Source organism: Spirosoma fluviale (assembly GCF_900230225.1).
In the GTDB taxonomy this organism is placed as follows: Bacteria; Bacteroidota; Bacteroidia; order Cytophagales; family Spirosomataceae; genus Spirosoma; species Spirosoma fluviale.
Window position 1 is genome coordinate 232445 of the sequence record NZ_OCNH01000001.1, and the last position, 24770, is coordinate 257214.

General features: G+C 50.3%; 23 protein-coding genes. 9 read left to right on the top strand and 14 right to left on the bottom strand.

The genetic code is table 11. From position 1 onward, the window contains the following. Window positions 1–86: 86 nt before the first annotated feature. From CRO74_RS00965 to CRO74_RS00980, 4 genes are all read right to left on the bottom strand, one after another. Window positions 87–911, bottom strand: a complete 825-nt coding sequence (locus tag CRO74_RS00965; protein ID WP_097124144.1) for an amidohydrolase family protein — start codon at window positions 909–911, stop codon at window positions 87–89. Window positions 912–1038: 127 nt separating this feature from the next. Then, complete coding sequence (locus CRO74_RS00970) at window positions 1039–1893, bottom strand: fumarylacetoacetate hydrolase family protein (RefSeq protein WP_097124145.1); 855 nt, start codon at window positions 1891–1893, stop codon at window positions 1039–1041. A 241-nt stretch (window positions 1894–2134) separates the two neighbouring features. Continuing rightward, a complete protein-coding gene (locus CRO74_RS00975; RefSeq protein ID WP_097124146.1) occupies window positions 2135–2908 on the bottom strand; it encodes an SDR family NAD(P)-dependent oxidoreductase in 774 nt (257 codons plus the stop codon). 87 nt (window positions 2909–2995) lie between these two features. Beyond that, the gene (locus CRO74_RS00980) at window positions 2996–4669 is read right to left on the bottom strand and encodes a UxaA family hydrolase (RefSeq protein WP_097124147.1); all 1674 of its coding nucleotides are present in this window, start codon (window positions 4667–4669) and stop codon (window positions 2996–2998) included. A 193-nt stretch (window positions 4670–4862) separates the two neighbouring features. Between CRO74_RS00980 and CRO74_RS00985 the strand changes: the two genes are divergently transcribed. The 3 genes from CRO74_RS00985 (at window position 4863) to CRO74_RS00995 (ending at window position 8373) form a co-directional block, all read left to right on the top strand. After that, a complete protein-coding gene (locus CRO74_RS00985; RefSeq protein ID WP_097125961.1) occupies window positions 4863–6011 on the top strand; it encodes an acyltransferase family protein in 1149 nt (382 codons plus the stop codon). 4 nt (window positions 6012–6015) lie between these two features. Next, window positions 6016–7671, top strand: a complete 1656-nt coding sequence (gene ade / locus CRO74_RS00990) for an adenine deaminase (protein ID WP_097124148.1) — start codon at window positions 6016–6018, stop codon at window positions 7669–7671. A gap of 102 nt (window positions 7672–7773) precedes the next feature. Beyond that, on the top strand, window positions 7774–8373 hold the full coding sequence (locus CRO74_RS00995; protein WP_012925035.1) for an RNA polymerase sigma factor: 600 nt from the start codon (window positions 7774–7776) through the stop codon (window positions 8371–8373). Window positions 8374–8531: 158 nt separating this feature from the next. Here the strand turns inward: CRO74_RS00995 and CRO74_RS01000 are convergent, their stop codons facing one another. Next, window positions 8532–10775 carry a tetratricopeptide repeat protein gene (locus CRO74_RS01000; protein ID WP_097124149.1) on the bottom strand — a complete coding sequence of 748 codons (2244 nt, stop codon included), beginning with the start codon at window positions 10773–10775 and terminating at the stop codon, window positions 8532–8534. Between the two features lie 230 nt (window positions 10776–11005). Here CRO74_RS01000 and CRO74_RS01005 point away from each other — a divergent pair, with 230 nt between their 5' ends. Next, on the top strand, window positions 11006–12277 hold the full coding sequence (locus CRO74_RS01005) for a replication-associated recombination protein A (RefSeq protein ID WP_097124150.1): 1272 nt from the start codon (window positions 11006–11008) through the stop codon (window positions 12275–12277). A gap of 18 nt (window positions 12278–12295) precedes the next feature. Here CRO74_RS01005 and CRO74_RS01010 read toward each other — a convergent pair whose 3' ends face one another. The 7 genes from CRO74_RS01010 to aat form a co-directional block, all read right to left on the bottom strand. Beyond that, window positions 12296–12979, bottom strand: coding sequence for a LytR/AlgR family response regulator transcription factor (locus CRO74_RS01010; RefSeq protein WP_097124151.1), 684 nt, complete (start codon window positions 12977–12979; stop codon window positions 12296–12298). 5 nt (window positions 12980–12984) lie between these two features. Then, on the bottom strand, window positions 12985–14007 hold the full coding sequence (locus CRO74_RS01015; RefSeq protein WP_097124152.1) for a sensor histidine kinase: 1023 nt from the start codon (window positions 14005–14007) through the stop codon (window positions 12985–12987). A gap of 27 nt (window positions 14008–14034) precedes the next feature. Further along, window positions 14035–14460 (bottom strand): DUF2846 domain-containing protein, encoded by a 426-nt coding sequence (locus tag CRO74_RS01020; RefSeq protein WP_097124153.1) that lies wholly within the window; start codon window positions 14458–14460, stop codon window positions 14035–14037. Beyond that, a complete protein-coding gene (locus CRO74_RS01025; RefSeq protein WP_144035865.1) occupies window positions 14457–15053 on the bottom strand; it encodes a hypothetical protein in 597 nt (198 codons plus the stop codon). The genes CRO74_RS01020 and CRO74_RS01025 overlap by 4 nt, the downstream gene beginning before the upstream one ends. A gap of 297 nt (window positions 15054–15350) precedes the next feature. Then, on the bottom strand, window positions 15351–16601 hold the full coding sequence (locus CRO74_RS01030) for a glutamate-5-semialdehyde dehydrogenase (RefSeq protein ID WP_097124155.1): 1251 nt from the start codon (window positions 16599–16601) through the stop codon (window positions 15351–15353). A 2-nt stretch (window positions 16602–16603) separates the two neighbouring features. Continuing rightward, window positions 16604–17638: a glutamate 5-kinase gene (proB, locus tag CRO74_RS01035; RefSeq protein ID WP_097124156.1), complete on the bottom strand. Its 1035-nt coding sequence runs from the start codon at window positions 17636–17638 to the stop codon at window positions 16604–16606. Window positions 17639–17741: 103 nt separating this feature from the next. Further along, entirely contained in the window at window positions 17742–18350 is a 609-nt protein-coding gene (aat, locus tag CRO74_RS01040) for a leucyl/phenylalanyl-tRNA--protein transferase (RefSeq protein WP_097124157.1), read from the bottom strand. Between the two features lie 259 nt (window positions 18351–18609). On the opposite strand from aat, the gene CRO74_RS01045 reads away from it, so the two are divergent. Together CRO74_RS01045 and CRO74_RS01050 are read left to right on the top strand one after the other, a co-directional pair. Then, window positions 18610–19227, top strand: a complete 618-nt coding sequence (locus CRO74_RS01045) for an LEA/WHy family protein (RefSeq protein ID WP_097124158.1) — start codon at window positions 18610–18612, stop codon at window positions 19225–19227. Window positions 19228–19354: 127 nt separating this feature from the next. After that, a complete protein-coding gene (locus CRO74_RS01050) occupies window positions 19355–20380 on the top strand; it encodes a DUF6807 domain-containing protein (RefSeq protein ID WP_097124159.1) in 1026 nt (341 codons plus the stop codon). An 84-nt stretch (window positions 20381–20464) separates the two neighbouring features. Here the strand turns inward: CRO74_RS01050 and CRO74_RS01055 are convergent, their stop codons facing one another. After that, complete coding sequence (locus CRO74_RS01055) at window positions 20465–20860, bottom strand: hypothetical protein (RefSeq protein ID WP_097124160.1); 396 nt, start codon at window positions 20858–20860, stop codon at window positions 20465–20467. A 267-nt stretch (window positions 20861–21127) separates the two neighbouring features. Between CRO74_RS01055 and CRO74_RS01060 the strand changes: the two genes are divergently transcribed. Beyond that, entirely contained in the window at window positions 21128–21820 is a 693-nt protein-coding gene (locus CRO74_RS01060) for a type 1 glutamine amidotransferase domain-containing protein (RefSeq protein ID WP_097124161.1), read from the top strand. A gap of 13 nt (window positions 21821–21833) precedes the next feature. Here CRO74_RS01060 and rfbC read toward each other — a convergent pair whose 3' ends face one another. Further along, the gene (rfbC, locus tag CRO74_RS01065; RefSeq protein WP_097125962.1) at window positions 21834–22379 is read right to left on the bottom strand and encodes a dTDP-4-dehydrorhamnose 3,5-epimerase; all 546 of its coding nucleotides are present in this window, start codon (window positions 22377–22379) and stop codon (window positions 21834–21836) included. Between the two features lie 111 nt (window positions 22380–22490). On the opposite strand from rfbC, the gene pyrF reads away from it, so the two are divergent. Next, window positions 22491–23330, top strand: coding sequence for an orotidine-5'-phosphate decarboxylase (gene pyrF / locus CRO74_RS01070; protein ID WP_097124162.1), 840 nt, complete (start codon window positions 22491–22493; stop codon window positions 23328–23330). A 110-nt stretch (window positions 23331–23440) separates the two neighbouring features. Further along, a complete protein-coding gene (locus CRO74_RS01075) occupies window positions 23441–24730 on the top strand; it encodes a DUF2851 family protein (RefSeq protein ID WP_097124163.1) in 1290 nt (429 codons plus the stop codon). Window positions 24731–24770: the final 40 nt, after the last annotated feature.

The following is a 24770-nucleotide window of genomic DNA, read 5'->3' on the forward strand; positions in this document are numbered from 1 at the left end:
TCACAAAGATTTTTTCTCTACTCTCTGTGTATCTCCGTGCGTCTCTGTGCATCCGCAACGGCGGCCCGGTCTGTGGCAAAAAACCTTTATAATTTGTAAAACGACACCGCATTGCCACCAAATACTTTCGCCCGGACTTCTTCGCCCCAGTTGACAACGTACTCCTCAACCAGCGTTTTGACCTGTGTGTAGTTGGCGGCTACCAGACAGACGGGCCAGTCGGAGCCAAACATGAGCCGGTCGGGGCCGAAACTTTCAAAGACAACATCCAAATAGGGGAAAAAGTCTTTTTTGCTCCAGTTATGCCAGTCGGCTTCGGTAACCATACCGGAGAGTTTGCACGAAACGTGTTTATTTTTGGCGATCTCCGCCATGAAGTTCGACCAGCGGCTGATCTCTTTTTTCTGAATGTAAGGCTTGGCCAAATGGTCGATCACAAAGTTGACATTGGACACCGCCCGCACCAACTGCAAAGCCGCTTTCAACTGCGTCGGGTAGATCAGAATATCGTACGTCAGGCCAAAATCGGCTAGCTGCCGGATACCGTCGATCACGGCAGGACGGGCCAGAAAGTCGTCGGGTTCGGCCTGCGCCACGTGCCGATAGCCTTTTATTTCAGGATATTGAGCGAAGAATTGTAGACGTTCCGACAGTTGGCTCGACTGCAAATCGACCCAGCCAACAACACCTTTCACAATGTCGTACGTCTGGGCCATCCGAACCAGAAACACGGTTTCTTCTTCCGACTGAGATGCCTGAACGGCCACGCAGCCATCAATCCCGTTCTCTTTCAGAACCGGCTCCAGATCGGCGGGTAGGAAATCGCGCCGGATGTTGGCCATGTCGTCCGTAATCCAGCTATCCCGAACCGGGTCGAAGTGCCAGAAATGTTGGTGAGCGTCGATTGTCATAATCTGAACCGGGATTTATTTGATTGGTCTGACTGACTGTGATTTTGTTATGTGACCTTCTCTTAAAGTGAAAATTAGGGTCGGTTCATTAAATCACAAAAATCCTGTGAATCGTAAAAATCCAGGTTTAGACAAATGCTACGGCTGTCTGTTTTTGTTCGCCGAGGCCTTCGATGCCTAGTTCGACTACGTCGCCGGGTTTCAGGTACCAGGGCGGATTCATGCCCAGACCCACGCCAGCGGGTGTGCCGGTCGAAATAACATCGCCGGGCAGCAGCGTCATGAACTGGCTGATGTAGCTAACCAGCGTTGGGACGTTGAATATCATATCGTCGGTATTCGAGTCCTGAAGGCGCTTGCCGTTGATGCTGAGCCACAGGTGCAGGTTGTTCGGCTCGGGAACTTCATCGGTCGTTACTAAGTACGGTCCCAGCGGTGCGAAGGTATCGGCGCTTTTGCCTTTTACCCATTGACCACCGCGTTCCAGCTGCCACGCCCGTTCGCTATAGTCGTTGTGCAGGGCGTAACCTGCAATGTAATTCGTCGCTTCGTCCAGCTCCACATAGCTGGCCCGTTTGCCGATTATAATGGCCAGTTCTACTTCCCAGTCCGTTTTTTCGGACCGTTTTGGAATAACCACGTTATCGTTCGGGCCGCAGAGGGCCGTGGTTGCCTTGAAGAACAGAATGGGCTCGGCGGGTGTGGCGGCACCGGTTTCGGCGGCATGTTTGGCGTAGTTCAGCCCCACACAAACGATTTTCGACGGGCGTTTGATGCATGGGCCAAAACGCTCATCGGCCGACACTTCCGGGCAGGTATGGGCGTGAGCCGTCAGCCAGTGCGCCAGGCGTTCGGGGCCATTGCTGGCAAAAAACGATTCGTCGTAATCTTCGCCAAAGTGCGTTACGTCGATATGTTGACCGGTGGGTAATACAACACCAGGGTGTTCGTGGTCGGGCGAGCCGAAGCGGAAGAGTTTCATGCAGAAAGAAGATTCTTTAAACGAAAAGCAGACTAGACTGCAAGTTTAACCATTCTGCCGCAAACCTAATGGTTTCGTATGGAATGATTGTTTTCTAATGAAACGGGCTTCAGTTTGTAGTAGCGACGGTCGGCACTACCTGAAAACGCGGCTATGAAGCAGGTATAAAAAGAGAATGCCGGGGATGAGAAAAAGAATTTCGTCCCCGACATTTACAAAATGACGCTTCTTTGAAAAGCTCCTAGCTGTTCAGCCGGGTAAAGCCGCCATCGAGCGGGTAGTCGCAGCCGGTGACGAAGCCTGCTTCATCGGAGCAGAGGTATAAGGCCAATGCGCCCACTTCACTGGGGGCGGCCATACGGCCGATGGGTTGGGTTTTCGATAATTTCTCAAACATTTCGGCTTCCTGCCCCGGATAGTTTTTGGCGATGAAACCATCCACGAAAGGCGTGTGTACGCGGGCGGGCGAAATGCAGTTACAGCGGATGTTGTCTTTCAGGTAGTCTTTGGCTACGGACAAGGTCATGGTCAGAACGGCCCCTTTGCTCATCGAGTACGCAAACCGGTCGGAGAGACCCAGCGTAGCCGCTACCGAGGCCATGTTCAGGATAACCCCGCCACCGTTGGTTTTGAAATGCGGAATAACGGCGTACAGACAATTGTAAACCCCTTTCACATTGATGCGGAAAATTCGGTCAAAATCAGCTTCCTGGGTTGTATCGGCCTTGCCAATGTGCGCCACCCCAGCGTTGTTAACGAGAATGTGAACGGGCGATTCGGTCGCTATCTGGCCAACCAGTGCCACTACCTGCGCCTGATCGGACACGTCGACCGTGTGGGCATAGGCTTTCCCGCCAGCCGACGTAATATCACTGGCGACCTGCTGCGCCAACTCGCCATTAATTTCGAGAATGTGAACCGTTGCACCCGCTTGGGCGAACGTCTGAGAAATAGCCAGTCCGATACCACTGGCCCCGCCCGTAATTAGTGCGGTTTTGTTGTTGAGAGAGAACATAAATAATGCGTGAATTTTGAATGCGTGAATGATTGAATAGGTATGGCAACTAGTCAATCATTCACGCATTCAATCATTCAAAATTAATTAGAGTGAAACGCCCCGTTTCCAGGGAATGAAATCGTCCTGACCCAGTCGTTCGGCCTGGGTGATTACTTCGCCGGAGGCTAGTTTGATGATGTATTCCAGCATGGCATTGGCGTTTTGTTCGATGCTTTGTTCCCCGTCAATGATCGGGCCGCTATCGAAGTCGATGACGTCGGGCATTCGGTTTTTGAGGATGGTATTCGTCGATACTTTCACGACGGGGCAAACGGGGTTACCCGTGGGCGTTCCAAGACCCGTTGTGAACAGGATGACATTGGTACCTGAGCCTGCCATGCCGGTTGTGGCTTCAACGTCGTTTCCAGGTGTGCAGAGTAAGTTAAGACCGGGTTTGGTAGCGGGTTCGGCGTAATCCAGTACATCGGCCACTGGTGCCGTTCCGCCTTTCTTTGCCGCTCCGGCAGATTTAATGGCGTCTGTAATCAAACCATCCTTAATGTTTCCCGGCGAGGGGTTCATATCGAAGCCCGAGCCTACGGCTTCTGCCTGAGCCGAATAGTCGCCCATTAGGGTAATGAACTTCTGGGCTTTGTCGGTATCGTCGGTGCGGTTGATCAGTTCCTGCTCAACACCGTTCAGTTCCGGGAATTCGGCGAGTACGGTTTTACCGCCCAGCGTTACCAGAATGTCGGACAGTTGGCCGAGGGCTGGATTGGCTGAAATGCCGGAGAATCCGTCGGAACCGCCACATTTCAACCCAACCGTCAGCGCACTGAGAGGAGCGGGTTTGCGTTCTAGTTTATTGATGTCGACCAGCCCCAGAAACGTTTGTTTGACGGCTTCCGACATCAGTGCGTATTCCGTACCTGCCTGTTGTTCGAACAGCAGGAGAGGCTTATCGAATTTCGGATTCTGCCGTTTAATCTCGGCCGAGATCATATCGGTTTGTAAATGCTGGCAACCGAGACTGAGGATGGTGGCTCCGGCCACGTTGGGGTTGTTGATAAACCCGGCCAGCAGCGAACATAAGTAGCCCGAATCTTGCCGGGTTCCGCCACAACCCATTTCGTGGGTCAGAAATTTGATGCCATCTACGTTCTTAAAAGGGCGATTTGCCTGATGCCGACTTGAATTAAGCGTCTGATTCTGCGACTCATCGACAAACGGCTGCATCTTTTTGGCAATGTCCATTTCACCAGCTTTGTACAGACTCAGTAGCTCATGAACCTGCACCCGGTAGGTTTCGGGCTGGGCGTAACCAAGCTCCCGCTCGAAGGCATCTTTCAGGATCAGCACATTGCGGTTTTCGCAGAATACCAGAGGCACCACCAGCCAGTAGTTACGGGTGCCAACGCTGCCATCGGCCCGATGATACCCCATAAACGTGCGACCTTCCCAAGTTGAAACGTCGGGTGGCTGCCAGGCGTAGGACTGTTTTTTGTCGAGCCCGTACGTGTCTGCTTCATGTTTAAGATTGAACGTTGTAATGGGTTCGCCCCTGCGGATCGGCTGGGTTGCCTTGCCGACGAGTACGCCGTACATGGTGATCGGATCGCCGGGCTGGCGGTCTTCGGTCACAAATTTATGTTTGGCCCCAACGGCATAGGGGAGTTCATACAGGGCATTATCAAACTCAATTTGTTCACCAGCCGCCAGGTTGCGTAGGGCAACGATGACATTATCGGCAGGGTGAACTTTCAACACACGGGCAGGCATCAGCAAAAGGATTATTTTATAGTAAAGAGTCTCATTCGTTCGAAATATACCACCTATGCCAAAAACTTTAACCAACTCTGTTGCGAATGTGACGGGCAATGCTAAGTTTTGACAACTAATTCCTCCCTTAATCATGCCCCCACCGTTGTCTACTACCGAGACTGGCTTTGCGTTGCCCGGTCGCCTGATGTCCATGGATGCCTACCGAGGTTTTGTCATGGTGTTAATGGCCGCCGAAATGTTGCAATTCGACCATCTGCACGAAACTTTTCCCGATAGTGCCTTTTGGGCCTTTCTGGCGCATCATCAAAGTCATGTGGCCTGGGCCGGGTGCTCGCTGCACGATTTAATCCAGCCGTCTTTTTCCTTCCTTGTAGGCGTTGCCCTGCTTTTCTCCATGGCCAGCCGTGCCAGTCAGGGGCAATCGTTCGGTACGCAGTTTGGTTATGCCCTACGCCGGTCGCTGATTTTAATCCTGCTGGGCATTTTCCTGCGTTCCACCCATGCCAGTCAGACAAATTTTACGTTTGAAGATACCCTGACTCAGATTGGTCTTGGCTATCCGTTTCTGTTCTTACTGGGAAAGTATAGCTCCCGAACCGGCTGGATTGCCCTGGCTGTGGTGCTGGTTGGGTATTGGCTGGCTTTCGTGCTTTATCCCGTTCCCGGAACGGGGTTCGATTACAGTGCTGTGGGTGTTCAGCCCGACTGGCCGGAGCATTACAGTGGTATAATGGCTCACTTTAATAAGAACAGCAACCTCGCCTGGGCCTTCGATACGTGGTTCCTGAATTTATTCCCGCGAGAGAAAACGTTTCTGTTCAATGGCGGGGGATATGCTACCCTCAGTTTCATTCCAACGCTGGGTACTATGCTTCTCGGTTTGCAGGCTGGGCGGTGGTTACGCTCAGATATGGACCAGCGGGCACTGATACAGCGTTTCCTGCTGGTTGGGGGGATTTGTATGACAATTGGCGTTTTACTCCACGTAGCGGGCATTTGCCCTATTGTAAAGCGAATCTGGACCCCCGCCTGGGTATTGTTTAGCGGAGGCTGGTGCTTCTGGCTCCTCGCGCTGTTCTACGGAATTATTGACGTGGCCAACCGGCGTAGCTGGGCTTTTCCATTGATTGTTGTCGGCATGAACTCCATCGCGATCTACTGTCTGGTGCATCTCATCGATCGCTTTATTATCACTTCGCTCCATACCCATCTGGGTACGCGCCCTTTCCTAATTTTCGGTCCAGCTTACGAAACCCTGCTGACAGGACTCGTTACGCTCGGTATTTTTTACCTCATTCTGCGGTGGATGTACCGTCGCAAACTCTTTATACGTATCTGATTGTATGCTTACAGCGAATATCCTGAATCTGTTCGATCAAACTATTTACTACGGTACCATCGCTGTTGAAAACGGGCGTATCCGGCAACTGACTCAACTCGGTCCCGAACGCCCCGGTGAGCCTTATGTGCTTCCAGGCTTCGTCGACGCTCATGTTCATGTGGAAAGCTCATTACTGACACCGCCCCAGTTTGCGCGTCTGGCCGTGGTTCATGGCACAGTAGCGACCGTATCGGACCCGCACGAGATCGGAAATGTGCTAGGCGTTGCCGGTGTAAAGTACATGATTGAAGAGGCTCGTCGGGTTCCCTTTAAATTTATGTTCGGAGCGCCCTCCTGCGTACCCGCCACGATTTTCGAAACGGCAGGAGCGACAATCAGTCCGCAGGACGTCAGGGAGTTGCTGGCGATGAAAGAAATTGGGTATCTGGCCGAAGTGATGAATTTTCCGGGCGTACTACATCAGGACCCCGACATGATGGCCAAGATCAGTCTGGCCAACGCGTTTAACAAACCTGTAGACGGGCATGCACCTGGCCTGACCGGCGACGACGCCCAGCGATACATTGACGCCGGCATCACTACCGACCACGAATGTTTTACCTATGAGGAAGGATTGGATAAAGCCCGGCGCGGTATGAACATCCTGATTCGGGAGGGTAGTGCGGCCCGCAACTTCGAAGCCCTGATTCCATTACTGGCTGAGTTCCCGGCCCAGATCATGTTCTGTTCGGACGATAAACACCCCGATACACTGGCCGAAGGACACATCAATCAGCTGGTCGTTCGGGCGCTGGGGAAGGGGCATTCACTCTGGCATGTGTTGCGGGCGGCCTGCCTGAACCCCGTACTTCATTACCGAATGCCGGTTGGGCTCCTGCGCGAGGGCGACCCCGCCGACTATATAGTTGTTAATAATCTGAACGAATTTAAGGTGCAGCAAACAGTGATCAACGGGGAGGTCGTAGCCGAGAATGGGCAATCGACCATTTCGGACCTGCGCAGTGAGCACGTAAACCAGTTTTCCTGTTCGCCTAAAAAGCCCGAAGATTTTGCCGTAAAGGCAGCTGTTTTAGATGAGCCTGTATTGATCCGGGTTATTGAAGCGCTCGACGGGCAACTGATCACGAATGAACTGCATCTGGAAGCGAAGGTTGAAAATGGCCAGCTTGTACCCGATGTTGAAGGAGACATGTTAAAGCTGGTTGTCGTCAACCGGTATCAGGATACGCCCCCTGCTGTAGCATTTATTAAAAATTTCGGGCTTACGTCCGGGGCTCTTGCTTCGTCAGTTGGTCATGATTCGCACAATATTACGGCAGTGGGTTGCGATGACGAGAGTATTTGCAGAGCAGTTAATTTAATTATCGAGGCAAGAGGGGGGTTATCGGCGGTAGGGAGAGGACCGGATGCCGAGTCGATGTTGCTGCCACTACCCGTAGCTGGGCTGATGAGCGATACGGATGGCTATACTATAGCTGAACAATATACTAAGTTAGATCAGTATGCTAAGTATAGACTTAAAAGTACCCTTTTGGCACCCTTTATGACTTTATCGTTTATGGCGCTACTGGTCATTCCTAAGGTCAAACTGAGTGACTTAGGCTTATTTGATGGCAAAACGTTCAATTTTGTTCCTCTTCAAATAGTCAAATCGTGACAGAAAAAAATTTTATTTGGTAACTGTTTTAAATTCTATTTTTTATGGGTACGTTTACACTTCCCTAGGCTATTCCTAACCTTTACCTCTCTATTACGAACTATGGCTCGCTCACGCTCCCAAACTGGCCCCGACGACGAAACCCTCTGGAATCTGTTCCGCGGTGGCGATGAAAATGCGTTTGCCCGATTGTATCAAAATTATGTTCAAACCCTCTACCACTACTGCGCGCACTTTGCTACTGACCGCGCCTTGATTAAAGATTGCATCCACGATTTATTTGTCGAACTCTGGAAGCATCGGAACACCATAGGGCCAACTACCTCCGTTCGCTTTTACCTGATGGCTTCCATCAAACGTAAGCTGGTACGCCACTTAACGGCCGAACAGAAACTGGTTAGTCAGGACGATATGATCAATGGCCGACGCGTAGGTGATACACTGCCCGGAGCCGATCCATCTCACGAAAACTTGCTGATCGCCCACGAAGAAGATTCGTATGTAAATGATTGCCTGCACCAGGCACTCGATAAACTTCCCCGCCGTCAGCGTGAAGCCGTTCATCTGCGGTATTTTCAAAACATGAGCAACGAAGAAATTTCCGCGCTTATGGAAATTAACATTCAATCGGTATACAACTTAATATTTGGAGCTATGAGCAATCTCAAGCGGTATGTTACGCTTGAAAATGTGTCGCTTTAACGCCGTTTTTGCAAAACCTTCCTCAGGCCGGTAACCTTCATACAGTTACCGGCTTTTTATTTGCCGTCAATCAGCCACAGCTTTCGTAGTGTATATTTTGTAAGGTATCAGTTTATACCGTTAGAATTGATTACGTCTGCATGGCAGGCTGCACCTTTTTAGGTGGTGACGGGGAAGTTAATTCGAAACTCGGTGAATTCGCCTTCCTGGCTAATGACGCTTAGCTGGCCACCATGCCCCTTAGTGATAATATCATAACTTAAGGACAAGCCCAGACCCGTTCCCTGGCCAGGCGGTTTGGTGGTGTAGAACGGTTGGAAAATCTTGGCTAACACGAGTTCACTCATTCCCGTACCATTATCACGAATCTGAATTTCGACTATTCGTCGGCCTAATTGGCTAGTTCGCTCGTTGGTACTGACGCTTACGGTTGGCTGATAGCCCGCCAGCCCCGCCTGTTGTTTGGCCTGAACTGCGTATAGGGCATTGTTTAACAAGTTTAACAGCACCCGGCCTATTTCCTGCGGCACGATTTCGACCGGGTCGAGGGTGGGCGAAAAAGTAGTGACTATAGTAACATCAAAAGTTTTGTTTTTGGCCTTTAAACTACTGTAAGCCAATTGGATATATTTCGACGTAAGCGCGTTGAGATCGGTCAGCTGCTTATGGCCCGTACTGGTACGGGAGTGTTCGAGCATACTTTTTACAATGCTTGACGCCCGGCCTCCATGATACTTGATCTTGCCTAAATTTCCGGATAGATCATCCAGAATTTCCTCTTCCAGAGCCTCATCTCGCTGGCCCTTGTTACGCTCCTCCCGAATGTCTTCCAGTAACTCGGCCGATACCTCTGAGAAATTAGTAACAAAGTTCAGTGGATTCTGAATCTCGTGGGCAATTCCCGCCGTTAATTCGCCCAGAGAGGCCATCTTTTCCGAATGGATGAGCTGGGTTTGGGTAGCCTGAAGTTTGGTCAGTGTTTGCTCCAGGGCAGCTTTTTGCTGATAGAGCAGCGCGTTCGCTTTGTGCTTTGTGCGATAGGCATAAAAGCTGACGGCGGCCAACACCAGCATCAATCCCATACCTGCCGTCAGGGCGAGTTGACGCGTTCTGGAGAGTGCGTTCTGTTTTTGCTGCTCGGCCTGGGCTGCCTGCTGTTTTTTCGTAAACTCATAAGTCATCGTCAGTTCGGTGGCTTTGCGAACGTTCTCTTTGCCCCGAACAGAATCAGCAATGGCGGCCGACGTCTTGTATGTAGCTAACGCTTTGGGGTAATTGCCGGTTTTCTCGTAGCAGTCTGACAGTTCAGCGTAAATTTCGCCCGTTTGGGAATCATAGATATCGGCATCTTTGAGTGCATCAAAACTACGTTCGTAATAAGGTATAGCGGAGGCATAGCGGCCCTGCGTTTTCAGAATTGTCCCCATAGCGGCATAGGCCTGATGGATATTGAGCGGTTGCCCGGAGGCATCGGCAATCCGCATGGCCTGTCGGTTCAGGCTTTCGGCCTCCACAAACTTTTTCTGCTGCGCCAGATTGGTGGCGGCTTTCGCCAGACTTGTGGCCTGGATGGCGAGATCGCCCGTTTCTTTCCCCAGAGAAGCGGCTCGTAAAGCGAACGTATAAGCCTTTTGGGGAGCCTTCAACTGGCCGTAGACATCTACCAGGTTGGAATAGGCGTACAATTCGACGTTTCTGATGCCCGCCTGCTTAGCCAGCTCGATAGCCTGTTTATAGCGTCGTTCTGCGCCTGCCCAGTTACCCATCAGTTTATATGTATTGGCCATATTAACCAAGCAATAGGCCTGGGTATTTACATCGTTCTGCGCCTGGGCCAGGGTCAACCCTTTCTGTTGGTAAAGCAGCGCCTGGGGCCGGTTCGACAGCATGTCGTAGGAAATGCCAATGTTTAGATAGATGCTGGCCAAATCAGATTGATGGGCAGTCTGTTGGGCCAGGGCCATTCCTTTCTCCAGAAAGGTGATTGAACTGTCGTATTTGCTCTGCATACCGTACATGGCCCCATAGGTGTTGTAAACTTTGATCAACCGGGCGGTATCCCCCAATGAGATAAACGTTGATTCGGCAAGCGGTAAGTTGGCTTTCGCACCGGCATAGTTTCCTTTAAAGCTATAGTTGTAGGCTAATCGCATTCTGGCAACTCCCTCACCTACTTTGTAGTTGATCTGCCGTGCCTGGGCAATGGTTTTGAGGCTGAGTGCAATGGCTGAATCGAGATTAATCTGGCCAAGCAGCATAATCTTTTCGTTGATTCGATTGATACGCCCGGTATCGGTTCGGGCCTGTCTGATAAGTCGATCCAGACTGTCCAGTTGAGGGGTTTGTGCCCGACTTAGACTCAGGTTGACCAGAAATAAAGTGAGGATAGTAAGGTATTTCATGCTTGAGTTAGGCAATTGAAACGTAGTAGCGCATCGAAGCTTAACAATTTAGTATCAATATACATGCGAGTTTGATTGCTTGGGCGAAGCAATCGGCCTTTATTTATTTAAACCTATAGGTTTACTTCTATATGGTAGCCTAAGAGGTGGATCACCCGATTTATTGCGCTCGACCAGGCAGGGTTCATGCTACGTTTGTGAAGAATCTACGGTTCGGGTAACTTCGCTGAATGAATACAGACTCAACGCCACTACCTGAGCGGGTACGCCCACAAACGCTGAATGATGTTATTGGTCAACGGAAGCTGATCGGCCCGACGGGCGCCCTTCGGCGGGCGGTCGATGCCGGACGTTTACCATCTATGATTTTATGGGGGCCGCCGGGTGTTGGCAAAACGACACTGGCGTTGTTATTGGCCGAAGCCGTTAAGCGACCGTTTATTGCGTTGAGTGCGATCAACTCGGGCGTGAAAGAAATTCGGGATGTGTTGAGCCGCCCCAGTGGTATGTTCCCGCCGGTGGTGTTCATCGACGAAATTCACCGCTTCAACAAAAGCCAGCAGGACGCGCTGCTGGGTGCCGTTGAGAAAGGACAGATTACGCTCATTGGCGCCACGACCGAAAACCCATCCTTTGAAGTAAACAGCGCCCTGCTGTCGCGCTGTCAGGTATATATTCTCGAAGCCCTTAGCCGCGATGAACTTGTTCAACTCGTTGACCGGGCCATTGCGCAGGATACTTTTTTGCAATCGAAAAAAATCACCGTCGAGTCGTATGATGCCTTGCTTCGGTTATCGGGTGGTGATGGGCGCAAGCTGCTGAATCTACTGGAACTGGTGGCTTCGGCTCATGTGTCGGTTGAGCCGCTGGTTATTACGGATGAAGGTGTGACCGCCGTAGCGCAGCAGAATATTGCCCGATACGATAAGTCGGGGGAACAGCATTACGATATTATCTCGGCTTTTATCAAGTCACTTCGTGGTTCCGACCCCAATGCCGCCCTGTACTGGATGGCCCGGATGATCGTGGCGGGCGAAGATCCCATTTTTATTGCCCGGCGTATGCTTATTATGGCGTCGGAAGATATTGGTAACGCCAACCCGACGGCTATGATCATGGCATCGGAAGCGGTACAGGCCATCCGGGCCATTGGCATGCCCGAGGGAAGGATTATTCTGTCGCAGGTGGCAGTGTATCTGGCTACGTCGCCCAAGAGTAACGCCAGTTACGTGGCCATTGATGAGGCCATTGCGCTGGCTGAACAGACGGCCCATCTGCCGGTGCCTTTACACCTGCGCAATGCGCCAACCAAGCTCATGAAACAAATCGGCTACGGAAAAGAATATCAGTATGCTCATGCTCACGAGGGGAATTTCGCCCAGCAAAACTTCCTCCCCGACGATCTGAAAGGGCACAAGCTTTACGAACCCGGTCATAATGCCCGCGAAGCCGAAATTCGGCGGAGCTTACAGAAATGGTGGGGCGACTGGTACGGGTATTAGAAGGATGATTAACAGGAGCTATTTTCGTAATAAACGTTGCTCCAGCGATTGCCGGTAGCCGGATGCCAGCGGAATGACGACATCACCCACCGTTACCTGATGGCGTTCGATTTTGCGGATGGCTTTCAAGGCAACGATATACGATTTATGAATTCGGATGAATTGCTCGCCGGGGAGTATGTCCATCATCTCGGCCAGGGTCATGCGGGTATTAACTTGCCTGCCGGGTTCGTGAATGAACAGAAGATTGGTATCCGAATGAATATAAAGAACCTCGCTCAGGTTGACGCGTACCCAGTCGTAGCCATCTTTTACAAAAATGCCCGATGGCTCACCCCGCTGAAGCAGGTACTGTGTATAGGCCCGATTGCAGCTATGCAGAAAGCGGGCAAAATCAATGGGTTTAAGCAAATAATCAAGGGCATTGAGGGTAAAGCCTTCCAGCGCATAATCGGCGTAAGCCGTTGTAAAGACAATCGACTTTTGGAGGGGAGCAACTAACCGGGCAAACTCTGTTCCCATGAGATCCGGCATCCGTATATCCAGAAAGATTAAGTCGACCCGGTGCGTGTAGAGATACGTCAGCGCATCGGTTGTATTGATAAACGTTTGCACCAGGTCTACAAACGGAACTTTATCGGCATACCGACTCAGCACATCCAGCGCAGCGGGTTCGTCGTCAATGGCAATGGCACGAAGCATAAGCGTTATAAATCTATCCGTAAAGTAACCATAAAGAATTGCGCTCCCTGTTCGACATGCAGTTTGTGCCGATCAGGGTATAGTAATGCCAGCCGTTGACGAGCGTTTTTGATACCTGTTCCGGAACCGTTCTTGCGACCGATGGCTACCCCGAGGGTATTAAAGACCCGCAGGTCAAGCTGCCCATTCTCAACCCGCACAGCCAACTCCAGCGTTGCCGGATGCTCCAGGCTAACGCCATACTGGAACATATTCTCAACGAAGGGAATCAGCAGGAGTGGGGGCAGTTGAGCAGGCTGACCGTCCCAATCCAGGTGCGTATGCACGCTCAACGTATCGAGCTTGGGAAGCCGGGCACGCTGCAAAGCCAGGTATTTTTCCAGAAATTGAAACTCTTGCTCAACGGAAATCAGCGAGCGAGTGGACTCCTGTAAGGTAAATCGCATAATGCTGGCTAACTGTTCAATCAAATCGGCTACGGTCTGGTTCTCTGACTGTTGCGCTTCGTTATAAATCGTGTTGAGCGCATTGAACAGAAAGTGAGGATTGATCTGCGCTTTCAGGGCTGTTAGTTCGGCCTCCGTTTTTTGCTGAATCAACAGTTGTTGCTGGCGTTTGCTTTGCAGGGAGTCTGCTACGAAACCATACAGAATGACAAAGCCAAGTAAGACTAACGTCACCAGGATATTTTCGTCGACGAAGGCCGGTTCCTGGTCGGTACGTAACTGGAGCAATTCAAACAGTAACCAGGCCAGAAAACACAGCCAGCTCCAGTAGTACAGCCGTTTGCCGGGGTGAACCATCCACTGCCGGAACGTGAAGCGGTAGTTTAGGTAAGCCAGTAGCCAGATGCCGATAAGCACAATAACCAAACCCAGAAGATAGCCCGCCAGACTACCCAAATCGGGCAGTTCCTGCGTAAGCTGCGGCCCAAAAAGTCGGTAAAGAAGCCAGCCCCAGTAGCTAAACAGAGCGATTAAGCAGCTGCCCAGTAACAGAGTTTTCCGGAATGATGGGGATAAACGCACAGGTTATCGGTTTGAAACTGGGTAAACTTAATCGGGTTCTTTGACTTTCTGCGTATACTCGGGCTTCATTCGGCTAAGTTCCTGTTGCGCCTTTTGCGGTTCAACAGGAGCCATTACGATTGTCGTGCTCAAAAAGTCAATCTCCACAACGGCCTTCACGTAGTAGGTTTGACCGGCCTGCACACGGAGCCAGAGCGGCCGACTGTCAGAAAGATAGTTGCTATCGAACTCCAGTTTAATGCGGCCGGGGTTTACGGCTAGCTGAACATACCGGTTTGGGGAGAGCTTGCCCATCTTTTCCTCATTGATCTTGAATGCATAGCCCTTACCCATGCCCGAAATAAACTCTTTTTCGCGGTACAGAATTAACTGAGCCTGCTCGGGCTGGCTGGCCTGCGGCTGGTCGTCTCCCAGTAGCAGGAAGAGGAGCCAGGGGAGTAAGAATGTACTCATCGCTTTGAGCGAGACATGTAATTACGGGAAAGATACAGGCTAAGCTGAACATAAAACTGGCTGATGCGGTCCGATGGGGCATCGATCAGTTGATACGCGTCAGATTGCCAGGCATCAGCCGTGAAACCACGACGGTAACCAAATCGGCTCACTAATTGAAGGGCATCCCTGCGTTTTTCCCGCTGCGAAATTTCTATGTTAACGTCCCAATAATTACTGGCGATAAAGAGAGAAGGAATGCTTCCAGGAGGGTTGTTCTGTAATATTGTTTGGAAAGGAACCGCCTGGTTCGTAGCCCGGAACACATTGTATTCATACCGAATGCCACCAAAACCTGCATTTAAAAATACGCGTTTATTGCGGGTGTTCGCCAGGTCATACCCCACAAAAAGAACAGCACCGCTAAAGTTCTGGCGTCGGGCTATCAGCGGGGCTTGTCCTGTATTATCCGGTGAGCGTGTGCCTTGTTCAAGGCCATAGGACGCGTATACACTACCTTTAAACCGCTGCCGACGGTAGCCAAAACCAATGGCAACAAAATCATCAAGGGTATTATTTTCCTTGATTTGATTAGACTTAAAAAACGCACGCATGTTGGGTATGCGGGTATAGGCTTGGCCGCAACCAAGCTCCTGCATGATACTGGATCTAAAATTACTTTTGGCTGGTATGTCAACTGTTGTTGTAGAGTCGGTTGATTGGCTCCAGGCGGAGTATGTACTTAGTAGAGCAAGTAGAAAGGAGAATCTCATAAACAAAAAGTTGTTTTGGTTTACGAACCAAAACAACTTATGTCATTAACTCTTTCCTAGCAGATATGGGTAATGCTGGCTCCTTTGTGGCCAAACCCCCAAACTTTGTTTTGAACGCGTGAAACGGTGGTAAGAAAACTACCACCTCACCTGACCATCGCCGACTACAATCCATTTCTCCGTCACTAGTTTTTCCAATGCAAAAGGCCCTCTGGCGTGGAGCTTCTGGGTCGAAATGCCGATCTCGGCACCTAGGCCAAATACACCTCCATCCGTGAAGCGAGTCGATGCATTGGCGTATACAGCCGCTGCATCCACCTCGCGCAGGAACTGGTCGATAAACGATTGATTCTGCGATAAAATGGCTTCAGAATGACGCGACGAGTAGGTTTGAATGTGAGACAGGGCTTCGTCCAGTCCGGCGACCACCTTAACGGCGCATTTATAATCCAGAAACTCGCGACCGAAATCTTCAGCACGGGCGTGTTGCAGGTTTGTGTAACCGGCTTTGTCAAAAATGGTGTACGAGGTTTCATCCGCAAAAACTTCCACGTTCCATTTGTTGAAATCGGCCGTGAGCATGGGCAGGAAACGGTCGGCAATGGCTTCGTCGACCAACACGCAGTCGAGGGAGTTGCAGACCGATGGGCGCGAGACGCGGGCATTTACCACAATAGCAGCAGCTTTGTCCAGATCAGCGGTTTGCTCTACGTAGGCGTGGCATACACCGGCCCCGGTTTCGATGGTTGGTACCAGCGAGTTTTTGCGAACAAACTGAATGAGCGAATCCGAGCCACGGGGAATGATAATGTCCACGTACCGGGTGGCCGTAAGCAGTTCATTAACCACAGCCCGATCGGGGGGGAGTAGGGTCACGGCGGCTTTTGATACGCCAAATTCCACCAGTACCCCCTGAATCAGGCCAATCAGGTAGCGATTGGAGAAGTCGGCTTCTTTGCCGCCTTTCAGAACACACGCATTGCCTGATCGCAGACAAAGCGAGGCTACATCGACCGTTACGTTAGGTCGTGCTTCGTAGATGACACCCACCACACCCAGCGGAACGGCAATTTTTTTAAGCTTCAGTCCCTGCTCAATGGTTCGTTCCAGAATGATTTCACCGGCCGGATCGGGCAATACTGCTACTTCCCGCAGACTTTTCGATAGGTCAGCTACCCGACTTTCGGTTAGTTTGAGCCGGTCGTATTTGGGATCGGTTGCGTCCATACGGTCGAGGTCCTTCTGGTTCTCGGCAACGATAGTCCCGGTATGCGCAGCCAGCACGTCGGCCAGCCGATTGAGCAGATCAGTTTTCTGAGCGGGGCTGAGCCGCCGAACGGCTGCGGCAGCTTGCTGAGTGGCCTGGAGGAGGGGCGTAATTGGTGTCATGATTACAAAAGTACAATATCATTGGCATTGGCGACTTCCACATTTTGCTGATTAAGCTGTTGAATCAGCGTTTCGGACGAAATCCGAGCGCGGGCAACGGCTATCGTCTGTTGCTCGTCGTCCAGAATCTCAACCATTTCGCCCGCGGCAAATTCACCCAATACGGTTCGAATACCAACGGCCAGTAAGCTTCTTCGTTGTTGCAGTGCCCGAACGGCACCCGCATCGATTTGTATCCGCCCGGCTGCCAGACTACCCGAACCAAGCCACCGGTTTCGGGCCGAAAGGGCGGTGCTTTGTGGCGTAAATTCGGTGCCAATTTCATGGTTCAGAGCCCGGCTGATGCTATCCGGCTCACTTAACCCAAAAATGACGACCCGGATGCCCATGCGGGTAGCCAACTTGGCAAAAGTCAATTTGGATGCCATACCGCCCAATCCCAGCGAGGATTTATCCGTCCGTACAACACCGAATATGCGCTCGTCGAACTCGTTTACCTGTCTGATTATTTTACCATAGGCATCCAGCAATCCACCCACGGAGGTGCAGAGCATCAGAGCCTCGGCACCAAAGCCAACGGCAATGAGCGTGGCCAGTTCGTCGTTATCCGAAAACTTCAGTTCACGATTGCTTACAACATCATTCTCATTGGCAATAGGAATGAGATCGTTGGCCCAAAGTTCTTCGTAGGTCTGTTTTAACTGAAGAAACTGATCACGGTTGGCAAAGTGGTGCCGTTCGCACAGGCTTTGGGCAATCGAGACGCCATATATCGAGAAAAAACGGGAATACTGGTTAAGCAAAAGCAGGTTACCAACGGCCGCAGCGGCTTTTCGCTGGATAATGTCCCCCCGGTATTCCCGAATCAGGGATTTACCAGCGCCCACTGCACCAGACGATACCAGCACAATGCGATAGTGCGTATGCAGGGCAGCTACCTGGCGGGCAATGTCCACCATAACCGGCTCATTCGGCTCACCGTTGGGTTTGGTGATGGAAGCGGTACCGAATTTAAGTACAAGAACGGGCTTAGTCATGCCGCAAAGATACGGGTTTCCCGTTTTGGCGTCTGGTTTTGGTGTACCGTTTATGACGACTAAATCATGAGTTGCGTGCTCCGAAGGTAAGTGTTTCGAAGCGTTATACCTTCTCCCGCACAAGATCCGCAAAGCGGGCTTTTTGGCGAAGGGCCGCTTTCAGTTGTTTCAGGTAATCGGCCTTCGGAATTTCAATAGCCCCGTATCGACGCACATTGTCGTTGATAAACTGCGTGTCGAGGAGACTAAAGTGCTGCTGGCGAAGAATAAGAATCAAATTATGAAACGCTACTTTCGACGCATTACTAACTCGGTTGAACATCGACTCGCCAAAAAATGCCGACCCCAGGGCCACTCCGTATAAGCCGCCAACCAGCCTGTTGTCCATATACGTTTCAACGCTGTGGGCGAGGCCCATGTGGTGCAGTTCGGTATAGGCATTTATGATTTCTTCCGAAATCCAGACGCTGTCATCGTCCGAACGGGGAATGGAGCAATTGCGCATCACTTCATTGAACGCGGTGTTGACGCGAACCTCAAATTGATTGCGATTAAGAACCGGGCGGAGCGATTTGGCAGGTTTATAAGTATCAATTGGGATAATGGCGCGCGGGTCTGGCGCGTACCAGTAAAGAGTACCGTCGGCATCGGCCATTGGGAAAATACCGTTAATGTAGCCGTAAACAAGGTCGTCGGCGGTTAGCTTCTCCATTAAACTCGTACGCGTGTAGAACAACAAATATAAGGTATTCGACCACTATTTTACAGAGCCCGAATCAGGAACGCAGCACATACTTATTTAGTGATGGCATTTTATATGTATACATTTGCCACTTATTGGTAGTACAGTACATGTTGGGCCGCTGACTTGGCAGCTTAGTCTTCGGGATGTAATCCGTACCGGTTTACCGATTAAACCAAACCCTTTGCCCACTGTCAAACGTTTATAGTAAAACGATTAGCGAACCATCATGAAAAAAAGCCTTTTTTGCCTACTGCTGGCACTGCCTTTGTTATTTAGTCAATGTAGTTCCAATAGTCAGCTATCGCAGGCCAAAGCCCTCGGTAACTGCCGCTATACACTAGCCTCGGCCGACAGTATCTACCTGGCGGGTATCGACGTGCGCCAATTACGTAAGCTCGAAGACTTGAACCCCGCTCGTTTTCCACGACTGGCGGCCGGACTGCTTACGCGCAACATTCCGCTCGATGCCCGTATTAACCTTGACATCACCAATCCAACCAATAAAATGGCCGGTATCAACCAACTGGAGTACCGCGTTATGCTGGCCGGGCAGGAATTGTTCAACGGGTTTTTAAACCAGCGTATCGAAGTACAACCGGGTGGGGGCAAAACCCGCGTGCCGGTTCGGTTGAATACCAATGCGTATCAATTGCTTACCGATAGCAAAACCCGCGATGCGTTCACCCAACTGGTTCAGAATCTTTCGGGGGCGTCGGGAACGCAACCTTCCAAATTGACCATCAAGATCAAGCCTACGCTGGATTTACTGGGCAAGCAGGTTAACTATCCGGGCTATATCACCATCGACCAGGATGTAACGAATAAGATTTTGCTGGGAAACTAGTTGCACCTGGCTTTTCTGATCGGTGTATTCAGTAGCATTTGGCATGCCCCGGCTTTTTCAGGTCGGGGCAATTTGTTTTACGCTCCCTAAACCAGTATTTGCACGGCTGATTAACTACTCTTATTCAATGCGCTATTTACTCTTTTCCTGCCTGGTTGTCGGCTCGATGTTATCGGTTCAGGCTCAGTCAAATCAAGTTCGTATCACCCACGACGAAGCCCAGAAGCGGGTTTCTGTCACGGTAGATGGCAAACCCTTCACGGCGTATATTTATCCGGGTCCAGCCGTACTGAAAAAGCCGGTTCTGTATCCGATTTTATCGGCCGGAGGAAATTTTATAACCCGTGGCTGGCCATTGGACCCGCGTCCCGGCGAGCGTATCGACCACCCGCACCACGTGGGGATGTGGTTCAATTACGGCGATGTGAACGGACATGATTTCTGGAATAACTCGATTGATGTGGGTCCGGAGCACAAAGGGCCTTTCGGTACGATTGTTCATACGGGCGTAAAATCCATGAAAAGTGGAAAGGGGCAGGGCGAACTCGTTGTAACGGCTAACTGGCTTGACAAGGACAACAAGGTGATGCTTCAGGAAACGACAACCTTCCAGTTCAAAGCCGGTACCAATAACCGAATCATCGACCGCACCACAACGCTCAAAGCCATGGATAAAGACGTCGTTTTTAAGGATAACAAAGAGGGTATGATTGCTTTACGAATGGCTCGCCAGCTCGAGCAGCCATCTACCAAAGCCGAAGTATTTACCGATGCCCAGGGCGTAGCGACCAAAGTGCCGGTTCTGGATAATGCGGGTGTAACGGGTCTATACCATACCAGCCAGGGCGTAGAAGGGGATGCCGTTTGGGGTACACGTGCCCAGTGGAATAAACTTACCGGCACCATTAACAATGAGAACGTGTCTGTCGTATTGTCTGACGATCCGAATAACATCGGCTATCCAACCTATTGGCATGCCCGTGGATATGGGTTGTTTGCGGCTAACCCACTGGGGCCGTCGGTGTTTACAAACGGGAAGGCTCCGGCCATGAATTATACGCTGGGGGCTGGTAAATCGGTTACGTTTCACTACAAGCTGCTGATTCAATCGGGCGACCTGTCAGACATTGCCCTGAAGCAGTTGATAAAATAATTGGTGGGCTAAACATTCTACATCATAAAGCCCCTGAAAGTTAGTTTCCAGGGGCTTTATGATGTAGAATGCAATGTTAATAGCTTAGTTTAAATGGACAAGTGCTGATCGATAGACGCGCCCTTCCGTTTTGCCCATCCACGAACGAAGCATATTGCTCTCGGTGGTGGCCCGGCCCAGTTCATTGTCTATTTGCCGAAGTAGAAAAAACAACTGATGAACGTGCATCCACTGGGTAGCCAACTGGTTCTCCGTTTTAGGGCTTTGCTTTTGCTGTCTTGCTTCCTGCGTCAATAGGCGCAGGCTCATCTTTAGATGATAGCGGAGTATTATAAGTCGACTGGCCATAGGTAACTCGCCCGGATTACGTTCCATGTGCGAAATACTTTTGGCCAACATGTTGTTGCGCTGCTGAAGTTGGTCGGATACAATCATCCAGGCATGTTCAGCTTGAAGCGAGTCATACGTTACAGTTTTCATGGCGATTTGTACAAATACGGTTTATGACAAATATACTAATAACTCTATTAACTTAATTGGTTAAAAGGCTATTCGGTAAAATTTTTTTTGGCGTATTCGTTTATGAACCACTGATTAGATAGGTGTATGGCATTTTGGTTTAATGGATAATAAGAAAAAACAGGGTTCAATGTTGGCGGCATTGGGTGCTGAACTATATAATCTAATCAGTAAGTTTGAAGTGTAGGGTTTAACTCCGAACTTCAAACCTCCAATTTATTTCTGCTCATGGACCCTATTTACCGCGCGTTGATTGTTTGTACCAATCATACCGACTACCCGACGAAGCCTTACAAAACAGGTTTGTGGTTAAGTGAAGCCACGCACTTCTACGATGAATTGGCGGATCGGAATCTGCCCTATGATATAGCTAGTCCCAAAGGGGGAGCGGTGCCTATTGATGAACGGAGTATGGACCGGCGGGATACCGTCAATGAGAAGTGGTATAATGATCCAACGTTTCGCGCCAAACTGGATAATTCAATACCTCTTGCCGATGTAAGGGCGGAGAACTACCAGATTATTTATTTCACCGGCGGACATGGTACCATGTGGGATTTCCCTGACAATGAAATCGTGAAGAGGCTAACGCGTCAGATTTACGAAAAAGGAGGGATGGTGTCGGCCGTTTGCCACGGGGTAAGTGCGTTACTTAATGTGACGCTCTCGGATGGAACCAGGCTGATTGATAATCGGCAGGTAACGGGTTTTTCGAACATGGAAGAGAAGCTCGTTCGTCTTGATGAGGAGGTACCCTTCCTGCTCGAAGATGCGCTGAGGAAGCAAAACGCATTATACAGCAAAAGTCTGATTCCTTTTCTGCCATACATTGAAGTAGATGAGCGGTTAGTAACCGGCCAGAATCCCCTTTCGGCCCGTAAGGTAGGCCGAAAGGTACTCGAAGAAATGTATGAAAAATAAAGCGCAGTAAAGGTTAGACTACTGCCTGGGGAAATATCTCCCGGAATAACTTCAACTCTTTGTCTTTCTCTGAAACAATCGGATTGGCAACGCCCCAGTCGATGTTCAGATCCGGATCGTTCCAGATGATACCGGATTCGGCCGCTTTATTGTACACATTCGTACACTTATAACTGAAAACGCTGTCTTCCAGCGCCACAAACCCATGCGCAAAGCCTTCAGGTATATAGGCCATATTGGCGCGTTTAGCATCCAGTAGAAAGCCTTCATACTGACCAAAGGTGGGCGAATCGGGTCGTAAATCAACGGCAATATCCAATACCTGACCACTGATAACCCGAACTAGTTTACCCTGGGCAAACGGCTGATTCTGCATGTGAAGTCCCCGCAAAACGCCTTTTGTTGAAAAGGATTGATTGTCCTGAACGAAATCCATAGGTAAGCCAAGGGATTCGAAAAGCGGTTTGTTGTAAGACTCAAAAAAGTGACCACGTTCATCTTCAAAAAGACGTGGCGTTAATTCAATCAGGCCCTGTATGGATGTTTGCCGAACTTGCATGAGGCAGGTTTGTTTCGTAGAGGTAATTACTATCTGGGTCAAATTTATGAAACTGGTACCATTAGTTGTACTTTTGGGCTCAATCATTTACTGTAGTGCTTTCATTTAGGCATGACCTACTCGGAATTAAGCGATCAGATTTTTCAAAAACAGTCTTATTTATGTGTCGGATTAGATACCGACCCGCGTAAACTGCCCCCGCATTTACTGACTGAGAAAGACCCCGTCTTTGCGTTCAACAAAGCCATTATTGATGCCACGGCCGATTTTGCCGTAGCTTACAAGCCCAACATTGCTTTTTACGAAGCCCAGGGGCCACGTGGCTGGGAAAGTCTGCAAAAAACGCTGGATTACATTCCTGCCAGTTGCTTCACCATTGCCGATGCAAAACGGGGGGATATTGGCAATACATCGGATTTGTACGCCCGTACGTTCTTCGATCCAACCGCTGCCGGACTGGATTTTGATTCGGTGACAGTAGCCCCGTATATGGGGCACGATTCGGTAACGCCGTTTCTGGCATACAAGGGGAAATGGGTCATTTTATTAGCCCTGACGTCCAATGCGGGCAGCACCGATTTTCAATACCAGACGCTTTCTTCCAGAACTGCCAGTCAGAAGCCCTTATTCGAGAAAGTGATTGAAACCGCCCAGGGTTGGGCCGGGCCTGACCAATTGATGTTCGTTGTAGGGGCCACGCAAACAAGTGAATTAGAACGTATCCGGCAGCTTGCTCCCGATAATTTTTTGCTGGTTCCCGGCGTTGGAGCGCAGGGTGGTAGTCTGGCTGATGTATCCCGGCTGGGGTTGACCAAAGCGGGCGGTTTACTCGTCAATGCGTCAAGAAGTATTTTGTACGCGTCAAACGGACCGGATTTTGCCGATCGGGCGAGAGACGAAGCACAACGGCTCCAATTAGAGATGGCCGGGTATCTGACTCAAATCCAGTAAGTATTTTGGGCATATTTATAAAATAAGGGTAGTTAACGTATCATTTTGAGGTATTGTGTTTATATTCATGACACAGTCAAGGTGCTACACTTAATCGTCGTTGTTCTTCCGTGCCCGAAGCCTTTCTCTATTTTCTTTGGCAATATCAATACTTTGCAACCCAGCATCTAACCACGACCGATGGCGAAGTGGTGCAGGTATTACGCCCTGGTTTCCGGAACCATGATTCCGGGCCGGACTTCACAAATGCCCGTTTACTGATAAACGATGTAGAATGGGTAGGTACGGTAGAAATGCACACGCGCACGTCGGACTGGCTGGCGCATCGTCATCAGTTTGACCGGGCGTACGACAATGTTATCCTGCACGTTGTCTGGGAAGATGATCGTCCGGTTAATGGTCGGCGTGTAGATCGGTCGAATGGTACGCCTTTACCCACGCTTGAACTGAGTTCACGCACCAACGCCACCTTGCTGGATCAATATCGGCTACTTATCGAATCGCCGGATGTAATTCCGTGTGCCGGGCAATTCAAATCCGTGTCGCCCCTCCGGCTGACCTCCATGCTCGATAAGGCAATGCTTCAACGTCTGGAGCGGAAAGCCATGGGGGTTTTGGACGTATTTAAGCAAACGGGAAGTGATTGGGAGGAGACCGCCTATCGCTTGTTAGCGATCAATATGGGCTTTAAAATAAACGCGGCTCCCATGGAGCAGTTAAGTCGGTCTGTACCGCTGAAAGTCATCCATAAACACCGTGACCAGATTCATCAGGTAGAAGCCATACTTTTTGGTACGGCTGGCTTGCTGGAAACAGAAGCATCGGATGAGTATACTGCAACGCTTTTGCGGGAGTACCGTTTTTTATCTGCTAAATACCAACTGGCCGATAAAGAAGTGACCGAGTCGGCCTGGAAGTGGGGGCGGCTTCGTCCGGCTAATTTCCCAACGCTTCGCCTGGCCCAACTGGCCCGCCTGTTAACCAAACACGCCAGCTTGTTTTCGCTTTTTGTCGGTACAAGTGATTTGACTATGCTCTTGAAATTAGTGCAGGTAACTCCTTCTGACTACTGGCAAACGCATTATCGGTTCGGAAAAAAGACCGAAAAAATAGTCCCTGCTTTGGGGAGTAACGCTGCCGAGAATATTGTCATTAACACGGTTGTTCCGTTGTTGGCAGCCTACGCTCACCACCGGGAGCAACCCGCTTACATTGACCGGGCCATTGCCCTTTTGGAAGAACTACCTTCAGAAAAAAACCGCCTGACCGACACTTGGGATACCCTTGGACTGGGTATCCGGACAGCGTTCGATTCGCAGGCGGCTATTGAATTGTATAATGAATTCTGCTCCGTCAAAAAATGCTTAAGCTGCCAGATTGGAGCGGGGCTGTTAAAATGATGTATGATATAGGATGTATGATGTATGGGTTAGCGCATAC

Bases quoted from the DNA above. Each gene is read 5' to 3' on its own strand.
- CRO74_RS00965 (WP_097124144.1), bottom strand. From the start codon at position 911: ATGACAATCGACGCTCACCAACATTTCTGGCACTTCGACCCGGTTCGG.
- CRO74_RS00970 (WP_097124145.1), bottom strand. From the start codon at position 1,893: ATGAAACTCTTCCGCTTCGGCTCGCCCGACCACGAACACCCTGGTGTT.
- CRO74_RS00975 (WP_097124146.1), bottom strand. From the start codon at position 2,908: ATGTTCTCTCTCAACAACAAAACCGCACTAATTACGGGCGGGGCCAGT.
- CRO74_RS00980 (WP_097124147.1), bottom strand. From the start codon at position 4,669: ATGCCTGCCCGTGTGTTGAAAGTTCACCCTGCCGATAATGTCATCGTT.
- CRO74_RS00985 (WP_097125961.1), top strand. From the start codon at position 4,863: ATGGATGCCTACCGAGGTTTTGTCATGGTGTTAATGGCCGCCGAAATG.
- ade (WP_097124148.1), top strand. From the start codon at position 6,016: ATGCTTACAGCGAATATCCTGAATCTGTTCGATCAAACTATTTACTAC.
- CRO74_RS00995 (WP_012925035.1), top strand. From the start codon at position 7,774: ATGGCTCGCTCACGCTCCCAAACTGGCCCCGACGACGAAACCCTCTGG.
- CRO74_RS01000 (WP_097124149.1), bottom strand. From the start codon at position 10,775: ATGAAATACCTTACTATCCTCACTTTATTTCTGGTCAACCTGAGTCTA.
- CRO74_RS01005 (WP_097124150.1), top strand. From the start codon at position 11,006: ATGAATACAGACTCAACGCCACTACCTGAGCGGGTACGCCCACAAACG.
- CRO74_RS01010 (WP_097124151.1), bottom strand. From the start codon at position 12,979: ATGCTTCGTGCCATTGCCATTGACGACGAACCCGCTGCGCTGGATGTG.
- CRO74_RS01020 (WP_097124153.1), bottom strand. From the start codon at position 14,460: ATGAGTACATTCTTACTCCCCTGGCTCCTCTTCCTGCTACTGGGAGAC.
- CRO74_RS01025 (WP_144035865.1), bottom strand. From the start codon at position 15,053: ATGCGTGCGTTTTTTAAGTCTAATCAAATCAAGGAAAATAATACCCTT.
- CRO74_RS01030 (WP_097124155.1), bottom strand. From the start codon at position 16,601: ATGACACCAATTACGCCCCTCCTCCAGGCCACTCAGCAAGCTGCCGCA.
- proB (WP_097124156.1), bottom strand. From the start codon at position 17,638: ATGACTAAGCCCGTTCTTGTACTTAAATTCGGTACCGCTTCCATCACC.
- aat (WP_097124157.1), bottom strand. From the start codon at position 18,350: ATGGAGAAGCTAACCGCCGACGACCTTGTTTACGGCTACATTAACGGT.
- CRO74_RS01045 (WP_097124158.1), top strand. From the start codon at position 18,610: ATGAAAAAAAGCCTTTTTTGCCTACTGCTGGCACTGCCTTTGTTATTT.
- CRO74_RS01050 (WP_097124159.1), top strand. From the start codon at position 19,355: ATGCGCTATTTACTCTTTTCCTGCCTGGTTGTCGGCTCGATGTTATCG.
- CRO74_RS01055 (WP_097124160.1), bottom strand. From the start codon at position 20,860: ATGAAAACTGTAACGTATGACTCGCTTCAAGCTGAACATGCCTGGATG.
- CRO74_RS01060 (WP_097124161.1), top strand. From the start codon at position 21,128: ATGGACCCTATTTACCGCGCGTTGATTGTTTGTACCAATCATACCGAC.
- rfbC (WP_097125962.1), bottom strand. From the start codon at position 22,379: ATGCAAGTTCGGCAAACATCCATACAGGGCCTGATTGAATTAACGCCA.
- pyrF (WP_097124162.1), top strand. From the start codon at position 22,491: ATGACCTACTCGGAATTAAGCGATCAGATTTTTCAAAAACAGTCTTAT.